This is a genomic window from Streptomyces acidicola, assembly GCF_009377235.1.
GTDB lineage: Bacteria > Actinomycetota > Actinomycetes > Streptomycetales > Streptomycetaceae > Streptomyces > Streptomyces acidicola.
Map to the genome: position 1 here is coordinate 1 of NZ_VMNX01000027.1, position 15,113 is coordinate 15,113.

20 protein-coding genes are annotated in these 15,113 nt (G+C 65.7%); 11 read left to right on the forward strand and 9 right to left on the reverse strand.

Annotation, left to right across the window (positions count from 1 at the left end; all coding sequences use genetic code 11):
- The first annotated feature begins 272 nt into the window (after window positions 1-272).
- The 4 genes from FPZ41_RS10595 (at window position 273) to FPZ41_RS10610 (ending at window position 3,881) form a co-directional block, all read left to right on the forward strand.
- Entirely contained in the window at window positions 273-638 is a 366-nt protein-coding gene (locus tag FPZ41_RS10595) for a hypothetical protein (protein ID WP_228022664.1), read from the forward strand.
- Window positions 635-1,759 carry a WXG100 family type VII secretion target gene (locus tag FPZ41_RS10600; protein WP_152861381.1) on the forward strand — a complete coding sequence of 375 codons (1,125 nt, stop codon included), beginning with the start codon at window positions 635-637 and terminating at the stop codon, window positions 1,757-1,759. The genes FPZ41_RS10595 and FPZ41_RS10600 overlap by 4 nt, the downstream gene beginning before the upstream one ends.
- 35 nt (window positions 1,760-1,794) lie before the next feature.
- Window positions 1,795-3,171 carry a hypothetical protein gene (locus tag FPZ41_RS10605; RefSeq protein ID WP_152861383.1) on the forward strand — a complete coding sequence of 459 codons (1,377 nt, stop codon included), beginning with the start codon at window positions 1,795-1,797 and terminating at the stop codon, window positions 3,169-3,171.
- A 122-nt stretch (window positions 3,172-3,293) separates the two neighbouring features.
- Complete coding sequence (locus FPZ41_RS10610; protein ID WP_152861385.1) at window positions 3,294-3,881, forward strand: hypothetical protein; 588 nt, start codon at window positions 3,294-3,296, stop codon at window positions 3,879-3,881.
- On the opposite strand, the gene FPZ41_RS10615 is transcribed toward FPZ41_RS10610, so the two are convergent.
- The 4 genes from FPZ41_RS10615 to FPZ41_RS10630 all read right to left on the reverse strand — a co-directional run bounded on the left by FPZ41_RS10615 (window position 3,878) and on the right by FPZ41_RS10630 (window position 5,611).
- The gene (locus FPZ41_RS10615; RefSeq protein WP_152861387.1) at window positions 3,878-4,249 is read right to left on the reverse strand and encodes a hypothetical protein; all 372 of its coding nucleotides are present in this window, start codon (window positions 4,247-4,249) and stop codon (window positions 3,878-3,880) included. The genes FPZ41_RS10610 and FPZ41_RS10615 overlap by 4 nt on opposite strands.
- 245 nt (window positions 4,250-4,494) lie before the next feature.
- Window positions 4,495-5,073: a hypothetical protein gene (locus FPZ41_RS46995; protein WP_194236052.1), complete on the reverse strand. Its 579-nt coding sequence runs from the start codon at window positions 5,071-5,073 to the stop codon at window positions 4,495-4,497.
- Window positions 5,070-5,369: a hypothetical protein gene (locus FPZ41_RS10625; protein WP_152861389.1), complete on the reverse strand. Its 300-nt coding sequence runs from the start codon at window positions 5,367-5,369 to the stop codon at window positions 5,070-5,072. Before FPZ41_RS10625 ends, FPZ41_RS46995 begins: the two co-directional genes overlap by 4 nt.
- Window positions 5,366-5,611: a hypothetical protein gene (locus FPZ41_RS10630; protein ID WP_152861391.1), complete on the reverse strand. Its 246-nt coding sequence runs from the start codon at window positions 5,609-5,611 to the stop codon at window positions 5,366-5,368. The genes FPZ41_RS10625 and FPZ41_RS10630 overlap by 4 nt, the downstream gene beginning before the upstream one ends.
- 194 nt (window positions 5,612-5,805) lie before the next feature.
- Between FPZ41_RS10630 and FPZ41_RS10635 the strand changes: the two genes are divergently transcribed.
- The 6 genes from FPZ41_RS10635 to FPZ41_RS10660 all read left to right on the forward strand — a co-directional run bounded on the left by FPZ41_RS10635 (window position 5,806) and on the right by FPZ41_RS10660 (window position 10,485).
- A complete protein-coding gene (locus tag FPZ41_RS10635) occupies window positions 5,806-6,666 on the forward strand; it encodes a helix-turn-helix domain-containing protein (RefSeq protein ID WP_152861393.1) in 861 nt (286 codons plus the stop codon).
- A gap of 2 nt (window positions 6,667-6,668) precedes the next feature.
- The gene (locus tag FPZ41_RS10640; RefSeq protein WP_322620065.1) at window positions 6,669-6,884 is read left to right on the forward strand and encodes a DUF397 domain-containing protein; all 216 of its coding nucleotides are present in this window, start codon (window positions 6,669-6,671) and stop codon (window positions 6,882-6,884) included.
- A gap of 439 nt (window positions 6,885-7,323) precedes the next feature.
- On the forward strand, window positions 7,324-7,620 hold the full coding sequence (locus FPZ41_RS10645; protein WP_152861395.1) for a hypothetical protein: 297 nt from the start codon (window positions 7,324-7,326) through the stop codon (window positions 7,618-7,620).
- A gap of 201 nt (window positions 7,621-7,821) precedes the next feature.
- Window positions 7,822-8,307, forward strand: a complete 486-nt coding sequence (locus FPZ41_RS10650; protein WP_152861397.1) for a hypothetical protein — start codon at window positions 7,822-7,824, stop codon at window positions 8,305-8,307.
- A 165-nt stretch (window positions 8,308-8,472) separates the two neighbouring features.
- Complete coding sequence (locus FPZ41_RS10655; RefSeq protein WP_152861399.1) at window positions 8,473-8,985, forward strand: hypothetical protein; 513 nt, start codon at window positions 8,473-8,475, stop codon at window positions 8,983-8,985.
- 117 nt (window positions 8,986-9,102) lie between these two features.
- Entirely contained in the window at window positions 9,103-10,485 is a 1,383-nt protein-coding gene (locus tag FPZ41_RS10660) for a hypothetical protein (protein WP_152861401.1), read from the forward strand.
- 142 nt (window positions 10,486-10,627) lie between these two features.
- Here FPZ41_RS10660 and FPZ41_RS10665 read toward each other — a convergent pair whose 3' ends face one another.
- The 3 genes from FPZ41_RS10665 to FPZ41_RS10675 form a co-directional block, all read right to left on the reverse strand.
- The gene (locus FPZ41_RS10665; protein ID WP_152861403.1) at window positions 10,628-10,828 is read right to left on the reverse strand and encodes a hypothetical protein; all 201 of its coding nucleotides are present in this window, start codon (window positions 10,826-10,828) and stop codon (window positions 10,628-10,630) included.
- Between the two features lie 115 nt (window positions 10,829-10,943).
- On the reverse strand, window positions 10,944-11,225 hold the full coding sequence (locus FPZ41_RS47000; RefSeq protein ID WP_194236053.1) for a hypothetical protein: 282 nt from the start codon (window positions 11,223-11,225) through the stop codon (window positions 10,944-10,946).
- A 518-nt stretch (window positions 11,226-11,743) separates the two neighbouring features.
- Entirely contained in the window at window positions 11,744-12,097 is a 354-nt protein-coding gene (locus tag FPZ41_RS10675; RefSeq protein ID WP_152861405.1) for a DUF4333 domain-containing protein, read from the reverse strand.
- 382 nt (window positions 12,098-12,479) lie between these two features.
- Here FPZ41_RS10675 and FPZ41_RS10680 point away from each other — a divergent pair, with 382 nt between their 5' ends.
- Window positions 12,480-13,205, forward strand: a complete 726-nt coding sequence (locus FPZ41_RS10680; RefSeq protein WP_152861407.1) for a hypothetical protein — start codon at window positions 12,480-12,482, stop codon at window positions 13,203-13,205.
- A 53-nt stretch (window positions 13,206-13,258) separates the two neighbouring features.
- Here FPZ41_RS10680 and FPZ41_RS10685 read toward each other — a convergent pair whose 3' ends face one another.
- Both FPZ41_RS10685 and FPZ41_RS10690 read right to left on the reverse strand, forming a co-directional pair.
- Complete coding sequence (locus FPZ41_RS10685) at window positions 13,259-13,780, reverse strand: hypothetical protein (protein ID WP_194236054.1); 522 nt, start codon at window positions 13,778-13,780, stop codon at window positions 13,259-13,261.
- 35 nt (window positions 13,781-13,815) lie between these two features.
- Window positions 13,816-15,111 (reverse strand): putative T7SS-secreted protein, encoded by a 1,296-nt coding sequence (locus tag FPZ41_RS10690; protein ID WP_152861409.1) that lies wholly within the window; start codon window positions 15,109-15,111, stop codon window positions 13,816-13,818.
- Window positions 15,112-15,113: the final 2 nt, after the last annotated feature.

The following is a 15,113-nucleotide window of genomic DNA, read 5'->3' on the forward strand; positions in this document are numbered from 1 at the left end:
GGCTACGTCCGCCGAGTAAGAGATGTAGGCGGAGGTGACCTCAGCTGATTCCGTCAAGACGCCGAAGCCATCAGTGATCGCTTCTTCCCCTGGACGGCCGCCCCAGTGACCAGCCCCAACGCCCAACAGCCCTCGCACCATCGCCAGTAAGTAGCCGATTCAGGGCCCATTCCAGCAGGTGCTGAAGGCTCTGGTGTGTTTTTCGGGCCGAAACGAGGTTCCGCCCTGGATCTGATCGTTCTGGGAAGGCCTCAACGCTCTCGATCCTCGGCATGTTCACCACCAAGATCAGGACAAAAATGGCTGATGACGGAACTTCGTATTATGAGCCTGGAGCGGGCAGGGAACTGGCCCGCAAGTTCGAGATGCAGGCATACGACCTGAGGGCCTACCTCAAGAAGTTCGAGGAGGAGACAGGGGAAGAAGCGATCACTGATGGCTTCGGCGTCTTGACGGAATCAGCTGAGGTCACCTCCGCCTACATCTCTTACTCGGCGGACGTAGCCAGCGCCATGAAGGTCGTGCATGAGCACTTGGACAGCATCGCCGACGCTTTGCGGAAGGTGAACAGGGACACCGAAGTTACCGACGATGACCTCGCGGTCCTCTTCGGGAAGCAATCGGACGGTGATCGGTGAGCGGGAACGAGTCCGCGGCCGAAGAGATCATCGAACTCGGCATCGAGGTCATCAATCCCGGCGGTCGCCCGGATGAGTTGGAAGCTGCGGCCAAGGCGTGGCGCCAGCTGAAGTCTGACGTCGAGGGCCTGGTCAAGGACCTGGACAAGGACGTCAGGGCAACAGTCGGACACACATGGCGTGGTGAGGCCGCCAATGCCTTCCAGGCTCATTGGGATGAGTTCGCGACTGCCGTGCTGAGCGCGACGGACGACTTCGACGAAGCTGCCCAGGGCCTTGAGGACGCTGCCAAGACTATTCGCGAGGTCAATGAGGAGATTCACGACATCTACGTGGAGATCGGGATCTCCATCGGGGTCTCGGTGGGCATGTCGTTCCTCACCTTGGGTGTGTCGGCGGCGGCCGGTACAGCGCGAGTCACCATGTTGGTCACGAGGGCTCTCGAGGCAGCGGGCCGACTGGGCGGGCTCCTAAGGGTGATCGGTACAAACTTCCTGCGCCTGTACAACTCGGGAAAGGCGGGCAGACTCTTCGCTGAAGGGCTGCTGAACTGGGCTGGCGGCACTGCGGGTGGCATGATCACCAGCCAGCTGAGCGGCAAGGGCTGGGAAGTCGGGACCAACATGATTGGAGGCCTGGCGGGCGCGACCGTCGGGACTGCGGCGGGCAAGGCCGTGACCACACTGGGTGGTAAGGAGATCGTCAGCGGCATGGTTGGCGGTGCGGCTGGAGGTATGTCGGGAGACTATGTGGACTCTATCCGCAAGGGTGAGGACTTCGACATCCGGCAGGGCCTTGTCACCGGTATCGCCGGAGGCGCGGCTGGTGGACTCGGTGGCGGAGCAAGGGCCGTCGACAGGGGTCTCGACGACATGGCCCGAGGTCTGAGGAACGACAACGACTTCACCTACAGCGGGGATCGACCGGAGCACCAGCGACTCGGTGGCGACACCGCCTTCGGTGCTGCCACGCCTGTAGCGGGGGGCGTTTCCGCGAACACCGCGAAGGACGGCTTCGACGGCGTGGACGAGAGTGCGAAAGAGGCTCAGAAGGCCGCCGAGAGGGGCGTCGAGGGCGAGCACGAGACGGCAACGGACCGGATTCGCGAGGACTTCGGCTGATGATGCATGCGGAAGTCACGCGTACGCCTTTCAAGGTGTCCTCCAAGATCGGCGCGTGGTGTGCGGGTCTGGGGTTGATGGCGGCGATGTCCGTGCTCGGGCTGTGGCTGTTCGGTACCGCACCAGAGCTGCGGCGGCAGCTGGTTCTGGTTTCCCTTGGCTGTGTGCTCGTCTGCGTCGTAGTGGTCGCGCTAAATCAACGGTCGTCAGGGGGACGGCGGCCGTTCAGAGAGGTCGCCGCGGCCGCATGCACCGAGGCGGCTGATGAGGAGAAGGGGCCGGCCACGGAGTCGGTCTCTGTGCCGCGGACCATCCCGTCGAGGCGGGGGCAACAACTCCGAGCTTTCGCCTGGGTGATCGGGAACGCAACCGTGCTTGTGGGGGTTTTCGCCCTGGCGGTAGGAGCACCGCAGAGGCCGGAGCGGGTGGAGCGCATCCATTCGGCCGGGGCCGAGTTCGGATTCGCACGGGCGGAAAAGGTCAGCGATGTACGGCGAAAGTCCTCCAGGGGCAAGGACCCCTACACGGCGACAGTGGTCGTCCAGTTGCCTGCCAAATCCGGTGGCGAACCCGTGTCGGCAACAGTCAAGGCGACGACGAAGCAGCCGTTGCGTCCAGGTGACCCGGTGGAGGTTCTGTACGCGCCCGCACAACCGCAGCTCGGAGCGGTAGCAGGGGACGAGCGGAGTCTCGGCTGGGAGTTGCGTGGGGAAACAATGCCCGCGTACATGCGCTGGTTCTTCTTCGCCGCCTGGCTTCTTAGTTGCTTCGCCGCCGTCAGTCATGTGTCGACCAGACATGGTTTTCGTTCATATTCACGCCTGGGCAAGAGAGACAAGGCCATGCGGGGGCACTACACCCGCGTTGGTGGGCCCGGTGCTGGGGCCGAGCAAGGGTCGTCAGGGAAAGACATCTATCTGGAGATCGGTACGGATGCTGGGTGGGTGCATTTCCGTACAAACGTCGGCAAGCGCGGTTTGCCAGAGGCGATGGAAGGCCAACAGCTCTGGCTGTGCTGGGACGCTCATCGGGGAGCGCGGGGTTCGCGGATCTCGCCGAACAGGACGCCTGCGGTGTTGGTGTTCGACACAGGGCTGGTCGTGCACGGAATGGTGAGCGTTGACGAGGCGCGGTCGTTGAATGACAGTGGTGTCTCCGTTGAGAAACTCCGCCCTGCTTTGCTGGAGGACCGGCCGCTTCGGCTATTCGATTTTCGCTCCCAGTGGCCTCTCTTTGTCGAGCCATTGGCATTGCAGACTTGCGTGGTGGTTGTCGCCTGTGCTGCGTTGCTGACGTTCGACGTGGGGACCGGGTGGCGTTGGGCCGCGGGAATCGTCGGTTTCCTCGGAGCGTTCGCGGCCAGTGGAGCGTATTTGAGTGAGGACCCTCCTGCGAAGCGAGCCGCACCATAACCGTTCTTATGTGACGAGGACCTGTGGAAGATCGCGACGCGAGTCTTCCTTTTGACAAGCACGGTATGCCGACGAATGAGGGCAGCGGCGCCGACCTCACGCGAAGGATCATCTAGCTCCGCATGACCGACTCCCGTACTGATTCCCGCCCCCGGGGCCCCGTGACCCGCGTGATCCTCTGGATCTGCGGCGGCATTGTCGCGTTCGTCGCCGCCTTCTGGGCTGTCACCGCGACCGCCGATCTCGCCCTGTCCGCAGGCGTCTACGGCACCCCGGGCACGTACAAGGTGGAGAGCTGCTACGACACCAACACCAGCCGTAAGAACTCCGACTACGACTGCTACGGCGACTTCATTCCGGACGGCGGCAGCGCCGACGACGCCGTCTACGTGCACCTTGAGGGAACCGGGCACGACTACCCGGACGGCACCGAGTTCGACGCGCGGCAGGGGCTTGAGCCGCAGACGATCCAGCGGGCAGGGGTCCGCGGCGTCGTGGGTGAGCTGTGGCAGGTCGGGTTTGCCGTGGCCATCCTCGGCTGGCTGGCGTATTTGGCGATCAGGCCACCAAAGTCGGGCGAGCCGAACCGGAGCCCGGAGCCCTCGTGGCGCGAGAGGGCGGCCGATCGGGCGGATGGCGGTGTCGTTGTCGGTGTCGCTGTGGGCGTCCTGGGCTTCGTCGCCAACATCGTGGAGTCGATTACTTCCTAGCGTTCCGGCGTCAAGCTCCCGCCTGCCCGGCGATGCCTGGCACGTACGCTCGCGGCGTTGCCGGGCCGGGCGGGTCCGTGATGGCTGTCGGTGTCCCGAGGGATGGACCAGGCGATCTCCACCTCGCGCTCACGGACGTACAGAGGGCTGACCCACCGCTCTCCGACGGCCAGCACGCGGTCCCCTCTCCAGACGTACACAGCGGTCCCGAGGCCCCCGGCCGCACTGTCCCATCCGTCGTTGAGTCTCTTCTCCTGCCGGCGCTTCTCCTTGCTCCGGCAGGGCCACAAGAGTCCCCGGAAGGGCATCAGGAGCAGGTCGCCGAGGAAATCAAGCGGGGCGGTGATCCACGCGAGGAAGCCGGTCATCCACGCCCGCACCCATACCCCGGCGGAGGGTCGGGGGCGGCGCTCGCCGTGGGAGAGGACGCGGGAAGTCGGCCGTCGGCGCATCGGTGGCTTGGGCGCCCGGGAGTGGCGCACCGACGGGCTGCAGATGGACTACACGGCCTCCCTGGAGCGCTGTTATCGCCAGTTCCCGGAGTTCGGCGTCCGTCCTGGACACCGTCATACGAGCCCTCCTGTGTGTCGTGTTCCGTTGCGTCTGCCGTAGGTCACCCGAAGTCCTCTCGCAGTTTCTTCTGGGTGGCCGTCTCGGCCGTGGACATCCGCTGGTCGTAACTCCGCGACTCGGGCCGCTGGTCGCATGCCGTCGATTCCTTCGGTGTCGGGCCGGGCGTGTACTCGTCGTAGGTCCGCCGGATGGGCTCGCCCACATCTTGGCCGATGGCCGACGTGACGATCCCCTCGTAGTCGGTGGGTGTGGCAGCAGCAGGGGCGGGCGGTGGAGCTGTGCGGTGTTGGAGTCGTGCACCTCGGCTTTCGGCGATGAGGAGGGTGTCGCCGAGTGCCTGGGTGAGTTGTTCGGCGAGCTGTCGGATCTCGGTGGTCAGAGCGGTGTGTGTGGCGAGTACTTCCCAGGCCCGTTCGTGGAGCCGTTCTGCGAGGCCGAGTTGTACGGTCTCCACGCGGTCGGCGATCCGGGAGAGGGTGCCGGCACCGGTGTCGTCCTCGATGAGATAGCAGCGCTGGCCGAGGAAGCCGGTCCAGGGGAGCAGGCGGGTGCGGGGCTCGGGCTCCTTGGGAAGGTCTTCTCCTTCTCCCGGTCCGCCTGTTTTTTCCGTGAGGTTCATCGGCCGACCTCCACTCCGGGGATACGGCGGGGGCCAACGTTCAGGCCATACGTCGCCAGCCAGAGGGCCCGGCGCCGGGCGCGCTGTTCGGTGGTGAGTACGTAGGGGCGGACAGGTGGGGTGGCGGCGTCGTCGAGAGCGGTGTTCGTGGCGTTGGGGCCAGGCGCTCGGCGGAGCACGGGCCCAGACTCTTGGCGGCGTACGGGCTCGGGTGGCGTGTGTCCGGCGCGGTGACGGCCCCGCAGGGCGAAGAGGACGGTGAGCGCGTCGAGAGCGCGGAGGGTCAGATTGATCATTGGGTCAACTCACCTTTGCTTTCAATGGCCTTGGGGCAGTCCTCGCAGTCGGCGCAGATCCGCACGGCCCAGCCGAGCCGGCCTCCGTCGAGGTGCTGTGTGTACGCGTGTCCGCCGGGCCGCAGCCCTCGTCCTCCGCCGCAGCGGACGCAGGCCAGGCCGTAGAGGCGGCGCCAGGATTCGTAGGGGAGGCAGAGGGGGTCGTGGGTGCCGGTACGGAGGTCGGTGTGGGGTGCTGCCATGGGTGCTCCAGGCGAAGGGTGAGCGTGAGCGTGGAGTGGTCAACCTGTTGCGAAGAGTGACTGACTAGAGCATGACGCTGAGAAAGGTTTCTCGGCAAGTTGGTTCGCGAGTTTTCTGACCGGCTCGCCGAACTGGCATATGTCGGGCCGTCCGGGCTGTGTAGAGTCCACGCCAGAGAGGCGGTGATCGATGCATGGCTGATGCTCGACCCAACCTGATGCGGCGCCGACTCGGCCTGGCGCTCCGCACCCTGCGGCAGCGTGCGGGCCTCAACCTGCCCGATGCCGTGGAGAGGTTGGGACTCTCCGGGCCCTCCGCGCTGAGCAAGATCGAGAACGGTAAGCAGCGCGTCCCGTCATCAGCCCTGGACAAGTACTTCCAGGCTTACGACGTGACGGACGAGCAGCGCATCCAGGAGGTCAGGCGCCTCGCCGCCATGGCGTCTTCGCCCCGTAGCACCAACCTGTTCAATCAGTACCGTGACGCGGTCCGCGATCCCTTCGCCGACTACCTCGAACTCGAAGAGCTGGCTGTCCATGCCGACTGGTATGCCGCTCAGCTCGTTCCTGGGTTGCTGCAGACACCCGCGTACGCGCACGCCGTCGTCGAAGGAAGCGGCAAGTGGCGGACGGCGAGGGAGGTGCGTACCTTCGTCGAGCTCCGGATGAAGCGCCAGTACGTGCTGCGCCGCGAGAACCCCTTGTCCCTGTGGTGCGTGCTGGACGAGGCGGTCCTGCGCCGGGAGATGGGCGGACCGGCGGTCATGGCCGAGCAGTTGCGTCAAGTGCTGGCGATGTCGGAGGAACTGCCCGGAGTGGAGTTCCAGGTGCTTCCCTTCAAGGCCGGAGTGCACGCCGGCATCGACGGGGCCTTCACCGTCTTCCGCTTCGACGCCGGTGACCCTCTGGCGGTGGTCGAGCCACTGACAACCTCCTTGTATCTGGAGGAGGATGTGCATGTGGGCCGCTACGACCTCGCCTTCCATCACCTGCGTGCGAGGGCGCTGGACATCCCGGCTTCACGCGACTTCCTGCAGGACCTCATCAAGGAGTAAGAGTGATAGGCCAGGCTGACCTGAACGCCGCCAACTGGACCAAGAGCAGCTTCAGCTCAGGTGGTGACAACTGTGTCGAGGTGGCATTCGGATCCGGCGAGACGGTTGGTGTGCGTGACTCGAAGGTGGTTCCGGGTCCGCTCCTGGCTGTCAATGGCGAGGCGTTTGCCGCCTTCCTCGACGGAGTCAAGCGCGGCCGGCTGGATCGTACGGCCTGATCGCCACGCTCGTGCGCCTAAGCAGGGGCCGCACCCGGATTCACCGGATGCGGCCCCTGCATCTGGGCCCTGAGGGGCAGGTGGGGTTGTCGAGCGGTACGCGGGGCTTGCCAAGCCGCCGCCTACGCGGCTCTGCCCCTGCAAGGAAGCAGCAGCAGCCCGGACGAGGAGCCCGACCTCGGTTCTGCCGCAGCGGCGATGAGGAGTGACTTCGGATGACTCAGCTGTCTCTCCCACCGAATGCGGACCAGGTTCTCCGGCATAACAGGGAGCACCATGGTCAACGCATTGCGGGTCGACTGGCCCTTGGCGTCGGCCTCATCGCCGTCCCGTTCGTGTTGCGGTTTGCGGAGGTCTCCGTCTACACCCTGACCGTGCTGCCAGTTGTCCCCGGCCTGCCGGGGCTACCGGAGACAAGTGGGTCGGCCGACTCGTCGGGATGGGCACGAGCAGGATTCCGGTCGCCGGTGATGCGGTCGGCTGGGTGGTGGAGGACATCCAAGGGGCCGTGGTCGAGCACTACACCCGTGACTCCAGCGACGAGGCCAGTGACGAGGCGAGGCGCGAGCTGGAGAAACAGCGCGAGACCGGCGCCCAGGCCGTCAAGGCCGCGACCCAGACTGCCGGCCGGGAGGCGGGACTCACGGAGGACCAGATCAGCACGCTCGGGGATGCCGTGTACCACCAGGCCAACCTGGATTACAGCGACGGCCGATCGCGAGCCAGAGGCCTCTGATGGCTGTGGGAACCGTAGCTCGCATGTTGGCACCCGTCGTGGTCAAGAGATCCGAGGTTCATGGCAATGGCCGCTTTTCGTGAGGTCGTCGATCCCCGGCATCCGAGCCGTCGGGCACGTTGGACGGCGGTTGCCGTAGCGTGTTCCGTTCTGGCAGGAGGGCTGGGGTGGTGGGTCTCCCGAGGCGGGGAAGGGCCAGCCGTGGCAGTACCGGCGAAGGTGTGTGACGGCTCCCTAGCCGGGAACCTGGTGTCCCCTCTTCCCGGGGACCACGGCACGGCGTACTCAGAGGAGGCACAGGGCTTCACGGGGGAGAGCACCACGGGGTTCTGCTCTGTCCGAGGTGGAGGACTGACGGTACGCATCTCGTATCGCCTTTGGTCCGGGGACTTCTACAAGGACGAGGCCATCGAGGAACTGATAACAGCGGACGGGCGCCAGGCACTGAAGGTGGGTACGGCCAAGGGATACGCGAGCGACACTTCTGGGGCGCTTTTCGTGCCGTGTCCGAAGAACGATGACCTCGAGTCGAAGGTCCAGGTCCAGGCGGAATATCTGAAGCACGATGATGCGAAGGACAATGGAACCGAGGGGTTCCGTGATCTGACAGCCGCGACCGCTCGTTATGTCGCCCAGGACCTACTTGGCTGCGAGGGGGCGGAATCGCTCTCGGAGCCAAATCCATGACAGGCCACTCGGCATGGCCGAGGACTGGCTGCCCAGGCCGCCGTGTCGGCTGCACAGTGCTTTCACTTGCCGCACTTCTGCTCGCGGCCTGCCCTGGTGAGACCCGTCTTGAGGTCGAGTGCGCCTTGCCTGACACCGTCTGCGGGGTGCACATAGGTTGATGTCATGGGACTCTTCGACAAGCTGACCGGAACCAAGCGCCCCGCCGACGGCATCGCCCCGCGATCCGCCGACGAGGTCCACGCGGCCCTGTTCGGCCTCAACAGTCCTGATGTTCCGTACGTCATCCGAGGCGGCCACGCGGAAGACGCGGACGTGGACCTGGTGGCCGAGTGGCGTGTCCTGGAGCCGGCCTGGCGGACTTTCTTCCTCCGTACTCAGCTGAGCCGGACGTTCAAAGTTCAAATGCGTCTGGTTCCGGAGAAGCACGAGGTCCGTGCCCTCGATCAGCAATTCGAGGTCGACTGGGTTGGTGACACTCCCAGGCTCGCCCTGTCATCCGAGGCCCAGCGCGGTCAGGTGAAGACCGTCTCGAAGCGCTGGTCGCTCGGCAGGGGCGAGGACGGTAGCCGCGACGAGACGTTCAGTTTCGACAGCGACGACCTGAAGACCCCCCTGCAGAGCGTCGTCCTGAAGTCGGGCTGGATCTGGCGCGGAGTCATCACCGGCAAGCTGTGAGAGTGGCGGGACTGCACCCGCTTGCCTACATGAGGTGAACACGAGTCTGGTGGACGACTTCGGATGAATGGTTCGGACGGAACGAGAATAGGTGCCATGAACGACGGTGGGCTTCGCATGCTCGGCCCGGCCATCCTCCTGGGCAAGGTGGTGGCCTGGGTGGCGTGCCTCCTGATGACGGTGCTCCTCGGGTGCTGGCTCTTCCTCGTGAAGTCCACCCTGCGGGACGCTCTAGTGCTGGGCTGCGCGGTCATGTTCGCTGTCCTTGCCCTCTCGGCATGGGCGTTGCGACGCGCGTCGGGCAACCCTGACTCCACGTTGGTTTATCGCGCCCTGGCCGATCGGACATCGGATGCAAAAAAGAGCGGACCCGGGGCGCCCCCCGTGAGGTTGCGAGGCGCCTCTGCTCTGTTGAACGGAGAGGCCCTAACGTTCTACGGCGGAGTTATGGCGCTGGTCCTCCCGCTCGCCCTTGGGGTGGGTGCGCCCACGCCCACGGGCAAGGCAGCGGAGATCGCTTCTTCGGGCGCCGTCGTGCGGGCGTTGCCGGTCGAGTCGGTGCGGGATGTCGTCAGGGACCGGCACAGGAACGGCAGCACGTACCACTGCACAGTGACGGTGCTGCTGCCTCCGGCCGACGGAGCCGGGAGCGGGAGGCGCGTCGCCTTCCGGTCGCAATGGCCAGATCCCGCGGTGGTCGGCGGCAAGGCCTACGTCGCCTACGCCCCCGACCGACCCGAACTGGGAGCCGTGGGCGACAACGACAGGGCCGATGTCGACCGTCAACTCTCCGGTCGTGCCATGAGCAACTGGTGGACCTGGATTCTGGGTTCGGGATGGCTGTTCCTCATCGGGGTACTCCTCTTCGTCCATCTCACGAGCCGTAGGGACCAGCAATTTCCTCGGCGGCTGCGCGGTAACGAACGCGTGCTGCGGGCGAGCATCTCCGGGTACGACGGTCATGGGGCGGGGAAGGCACACATCTGCCTGGATACGTCCAAGGGCCCCGTGAAGCTGCATGTCCATGGGGACAATGCCAGGTACGTGGACACAGTGGGGCGCGCGGAAGGCCATCTGGTCTGGGCGCCGGACCGCAACCGGCACGGAGGCCGGAAGGGGCCGCATCGTACGGGCGCGGTGTTCATCAGCGATGCCGGCTGGTTCATCCCGGGCGGGCTCGCCCCGGAGTATGAGGAGTCCGCGAGGGCGAAGGCTGGCCACCAGGCTTCTGTCGGCTCAACAGGCGAGAGGCGGCTGCTCGACCTCGGCGGCGGCTGGATCCTCAGCATCCCGAACCGACTGATGAACGTCCTCCTGCTCTGGACGCTCTGCGTCGTGGCGCTCGCGCTTCCCGTTCCCTCGGCGGCTTGGCGCCTGGTCGTCGCAATCGCCGGCACGGTCGGTCTTCTGGTGTATGGCCTGTACGTAGTCGTGAGCCAGGACACGGCGGCGCGGAGGCAGTTGAGCACCGGGCAGGGTGCCACGGGGTCTGCTCCGTAACGTCGCCCATGAGCCCGGCTTGAGAGGTTGCTCCGCTCAAGCCGGGCCGTGGGCCCGGCATGTGTCAGCACCGCCCAAACGTGTGTGGTGTCCGTGCAGCGGAACCGGCTCTCCTTCGGGTCCACGAGTACGCCTGCCCCCTTCACGGCGGCCCCTGGCCTGAGGGTGCGGGAGCGCCGCGCTCGTAGAACCGCACGGTGGCCTCCGACCAGGGCGCCGCCCGCAGCACCGTGAACAGCGCCGGCTGGCTGACCTTGGCCATCCAGTTCGAGATACCCGTGGGGAACCCGTGCCAGAAAACCGGCCTCGACTCGGAGCCTGCGACGCCGAGGCGGTTGTTCACAGCCGGACGTTCCTTGAGAGTTCAGCGATATCGGTGCCGAAGGTCCCGAGTGCGCCTGGCGCGCCGGACAGGGCCCCCCGCCTTGGTGCCCTCCGCGACGTCGTGACTGATGCCGTCATCCGGAAGCCACCTCTTCCGGCCCCACACCGGCATTGGCCGAGTCGACGAGCATCCTGAACAGGCCGTCGCCGGGGCGAGAGTTGTCCGTCGCTGTTGTCGAGCCGTCGGTCTTGCCGTCACAGGGGACCGCGGTCGTGTTCGACGTGCGGGTGCCTCCCAGCTGCGAGATCATCCTGTGACGGGCAGGCAGCGAGTCGGCATCCACCAGGCACCGGTCGGCGGGGCGCTCAGGGGCTGGGCGGACCATCGCAGCGTCTCCGTCCTCCTCGACGGGCATCGGGTCACCACGGTCCACTCCCGGCTACGGCCGGTGGACATCGCCTGCCTGACTGTGCCCTCTGTTGCCCGTCCGGCCGGTCCCGAGCCCGCACCTGCCGCCCTGCCCCGATCCGGCAGCGGCACGGTCATCCTCGCCGCCGGCGAACCGGTTGAGGTCGACCGCAAGGTCCTTCGCGACGGCCTCGTTTGCCTGGCGGGGCCCGCTACCAGGTCGGGTTCGCCCTCTCCGGCCGCACGATCATCCTCCGACCGGACGGGCGCCTCATGCACGCCACATCTTCACCGGCGCAGCGACGGTCGAGTTCGCGGTTACCGGGTTCGTCGGTCTCCAAGAGGTCGACACGACCGGACAGGGCGTTGGTCCTGCCGAGTTGTCTGTCGCCTGCCGCTTCGACCAGCTCCTTCACCCGGGCTGCCGCGGTGGTGTAGCGGAGGCGGAAGCGGTAGCCGGCCAGCTCGTGATCTCGGTGTACGCGATCCTCGCTCGCGCGGGAGCAGGTCGGCAAGGTCCGCTTGTCAGTTCGCAGCCGGGGAAGCCGCGTCGTCGGCCTTGATGTCGAAGTTGATCGTGTCTCCGTCGACGGAGGAAACAGTGACCGTCACGCCCAGGGTGCTGCCGTCGGCTGCTGTGAGTGTGCAGCGGGTGGTGGTGCCAACCTTCCCGGTGAGATCGTCGGGGCAGGTGACGTCCGGCTTCGGCTGGCCCGTCGTGGCGGCAAGCTTTTCGGCGACAGTGGTGGACAGCTTGTCCGCAGACAGTTTCGGCTCGGCCTTTTCAACGTTGACCGAGGCCGAGCAGCCGACGAGCAACGCACCGACGGCTACGGCCGAGAGGCTGCAAGTTGCTGCGGACAAGCGGGCTGTGGTCATGATGGGTTCCATTTCGTGTGATCAAGATAATCAAGGTGCTGGAAGCACGCTTGGCAGGATGCTCCAGACTTGAGTCGGATCAGTAAACGCTGCCGTCAGGGCAAGCCCCGGGAGCATCCCACGCTGTACTAAGGAGACAGCACGTGTCAGAACAATTAAATATCAGGCCGCCCTGGGTATCCGGCGGTGCATCATGATCCCTTCACTTTGCCTGCGGCCGGTCTTCACCCATGAAGGGCAGACGTCTGTGCCAGGGTGCCTCGCCGCTGTTGCGCTCCGCCCGCAGGATGCTGCTGAGGGGCCCTCAGGTATACACGCGTCTTCCGCGATCGGGATTCCCCCTGTTCTATTTGCCGTCGCACGTCCGCGATAATCTTGGTTCATGGAGCTGCTGGTAGGGATTCTCGTCAAGGTGTTGCTCTTCGCTGTCATCGCGGGCTTGTTCACCTTGGTGATCACCATGTCCGTTCGCGGACGCAGGCAGGAGGCGCGGATCAGGAACGAATGGGAGCAGATTGCCCAGATCGCTCCGGAACGTGGCTGGACTTACCATCCCTGTACGCGAGGGCAGATCGATCAGTATGGCGGTATGGGCCCCATCCTCTATAAGGGCGAGAATCAGGCCGCCTGGCACTACACCACGGGAGAGTTCCGCGGCCGCCCCTTCACGTACTTCGAGTACCGCTACAAACGATCCACGGTGGACGGTGACGTCAACGACTTTGGGGAGCACAGGCGTCTCGTCATCAAGGCAGTCTTCATCATCACCGCGCCTGGCTCGGGGTCGTATATGGAGATCCTTCGCAGGAGCAAGCTGGGGGCGGTGCTGGACGGGCGGCCCGGGAAGCGGGTAGGGGTACCGGAGTTCGACAAGGAATTCAAGGTCCTTGTGAAAGACGAGGACTTTTTCCAGAACGCCCTGAGTGGTGGCGTAGTGCCCTTCATGCTCGCAGACCACCGGGCCAAGAAGTCCCCACTTCGCTTCCGCGACAACGAACTCATCACGTGGTACACGGGCGCCCTGTCACCGCAGACCGTCGACGAGAAGTTGAACTACTTGTGCGATGTGCTCGACCGGATTCCGGCCCAGGCCTGGACCGCTGCCTGAGCAACCAGAATGCCCCTTGCCCCGGAGTGAAAGGTCTGCGGGCCAGGGGGCATTCAGTTTGGCTGCGCCGGAGCCTCCTCGGCCGGGCGCACTGTCCTGATGAACTCCTTGAAGTCCGCGATGACCTGGCCGAGTTGGCTCTGCTTCGCGGTGAGGACGAGTTCGAGGACGACGCGCTTCGACGGGTCCTTGACGTCCTCCATGCCGAGGTAGACCTGGCTCTGGAGCAGTTCCAGAGGTTCTCCCCTCAGGGTGGTGGAGAGTCGGAGGTTCTGCACGACGCCAGGGGCGTCCGTCAGACCCGGGGCGTCCGGCGTACCCACTTCGGTCTTCTTGATGACCTCTACGGGCCCTGCTTGCTGCAGTCGCCGTACCGACTCGTCGGCAATCTGCCAGATGCTGGCGCTGTCGTTGCGCATCTGCCCGGCGATGGTGATGTTCGCCGTGAACCCGTCCATGGAGGCGGGATGAAGCGCGACGAAGGCGACGCCAGGCGCCCCCACCTCGTCCGGCGGCGCCGCCTGCCAACCGTCCGGCAGTGAGAACGAGATCTTGATCGGCAACGTGGTGGTCATCGTGAATCCACTTCCTTGATGAGCGTCAGCTCAGGCTAGAACCAGCTGCCGACCGTGCTGTCCCAGGCATCTCCCACGGCGTCAGCCGCGTCACCCGCCGAGTCGATCATCTTGCCGGGATCGATGGTGATATCAACGGAGACCTTGCCGCCGATACCCAGACCGACTCCGGCCTCTCCGCCGATGGTGAACTTGCCGTCTTTCATGCCCAGGTCGGCACTGGCGGAAGCTCCCACCCCCGCCCAGGCCTCGCCCCCGACACCGACGCCGCCGACGTCGGCGGAGACCGACCCTGTGGCCTTGGCTCCGGCGAAGGCCTCCGCTCCGGCGTGCAGTCCGTCCTTGCCGGCGGACAGGTTCGCCGAGGCCTCGGCTCCCGCAAAGGCCTTTGCCTCCGCCTGGGCTCCGGCGATGCCGTACTGAACGCTGCCGTTCGCGGACGCCTGCGCCAGGTAGGCACTGCCCGAAACGCCGGCCTGTACTCGCCCGTTGGTGACGCTGGCGGTGGCAGATCCGTCCACCCCGAGCGCCGAAATCCCTGCTGCGCCCTTCAACGTGGCGCCACCCACCGTCGTCTCGCCGGGGGGAGTGCCTGCCGACCAGGCGCTGGCCTTGCCCGACCACTCGGCGAGCTTGATGTTGACATCCGCCTTCTTGCCAGTGGCCGGGTCCGCCGGATTCCCGTCCTCGGGCCCTGGAGCCTTGTCCCGGATATACCAGTTACCGTTCTCGTCCCTGCCCCACTCCTTGTCCGTGCGCCACTGGCCGTCTTCGCCTCTGGGCCGCCACCTCTCGTTCTCCCACTTCCAGTGGGTCTGAGTGGTCTTGCCGAGCCCGTGCTCGTCGGTCCACTGCTTGGCGTCCACCCAGTCCCTGGCCTCCGCGAGCCAACTGGGGCTGTCGGAGGAACCCCCCGCAAGGTCGTCGAGCTTCTTGGCCAACGCCTCGGACTCGTGCTGAAGCTGTTGGCGCGCGGTCTTCAGTACCTCCTCCGCCGAATCGCGTTGCCCGCTCTCCCATTGCGCAATCGCTGTAGCGGCCTGCTGCTGCGCCCAGCTCAGCATGGAGGAATACGAGGTGACTGCTTTGGCCGCCCCCGACATCGCGTCGGAAGCGAGGTACCAGTTGGTCTTCTCCTTGGACAGGGTGGGCCAGAAGGCGTCACTTGCCTTACCGGTCCAGCCCGGGATGCGCAGGGCACGCAGGCCGTCGCCGATTCCGTCGAACTTGTCCGACCAGTTGGTAAGGGCGGTGGTGAGCTCGCCAAGCTTCTCGACGTCTCCCGGGACGAGTTCCTTCGGGTCAGTCGTCTCCCCGAGCGCGGCTGCCATGA

Excerpts from the sequence above, each read along its gene's own strand:
- FPZ41_RS10690 (WP_152861409.1), bottom strand. The coding sequence starts at position 15,111 with ATGGCAGCCGCGCTCGGGGAGACGACTGACCCGAAGGAACTCGTCCCG.
- FPZ41_RS10610 (WP_152861385.1), top strand. The coding sequence starts at position 3,294 with ATGACCGACTCCCGTACTGATTCCCGCCCCCGGGGCCCCGTGACCCGC.
- FPZ41_RS10660 (WP_152861401.1), top strand. The coding sequence starts at position 9,103 with ATGCTCGGCCCGGCCATCCTCCTGGGCAAGGTGGTGGCCTGGGTGGCG.
- FPZ41_RS10685 (WP_194236054.1), bottom strand. The coding sequence starts at position 13,780 with ATGACCACCACGTTGCCGATCAAGATCTCGTTCTCACTGCCGGACGGT.
- FPZ41_RS10645 (WP_152861395.1), top strand. The coding sequence starts at position 7,324 with ATGGGCACGAGCAGGATTCCGGTCGCCGGTGATGCGGTCGGCTGGGTG.
- FPZ41_RS10595 (WP_228022664.1), top strand. The coding sequence starts at position 273 with ATGTTCACCACCAAGATCAGGACAAAAATGGCTGATGACGGAACTTCG.
- FPZ41_RS10625 (WP_152861389.1), bottom strand. The coding sequence starts at position 5,369 with ATGATCAATCTGACCCTCCGCGCTCTCGACGCGCTCACCGTCCTCTTC.
- FPZ41_RS10680 (WP_152861407.1), top strand. The coding sequence starts at position 12,480 with ATGGAGCTGCTGGTAGGGATTCTCGTCAAGGTGTTGCTCTTCGCTGTC.
- FPZ41_RS10655 (WP_152861399.1), top strand. The coding sequence starts at position 8,473 with ATGGGACTCTTCGACAAGCTGACCGGAACCAAGCGCCCCGCCGACGGC.
- FPZ41_RS10635 (WP_152861393.1), top strand. The coding sequence starts at position 5,806 with ATGGCTGATGCTCGACCCAACCTGATGCGGCGCCGACTCGGCCTGGCG.
- FPZ41_RS10630 (WP_152861391.1), bottom strand. The coding sequence starts at position 5,611 with ATGGCAGCACCCCACACCGACCTCCGTACCGGCACCCACGACCCCCTC.
- FPZ41_RS10675 (WP_152861405.1), bottom strand. The coding sequence starts at position 12,097 with ATGACCACAGCCCGCTTGTCCGCAGCAACTTGCAGCCTCTCGGCCGTA.
- FPZ41_RS47000 (WP_194236053.1), bottom strand. The coding sequence starts at position 11,225 with ATGCCCGTCGAGGAGGACGGAGACGCTGCGATGGTCCGCCCAGCCCCT.
- FPZ41_RS46995 (WP_194236052.1), bottom strand. The coding sequence starts at position 5,073 with ATGAACCTCACGGAAAAAACAGGCGGACCGGGAGAAGGAGAAGACCTT.
- FPZ41_RS10615 (WP_152861387.1), bottom strand. The coding sequence starts at position 4,249 with ATGACCGGCTTCCTCGCGTGGATCACCGCCCCGCTTGATTTCCTCGGC.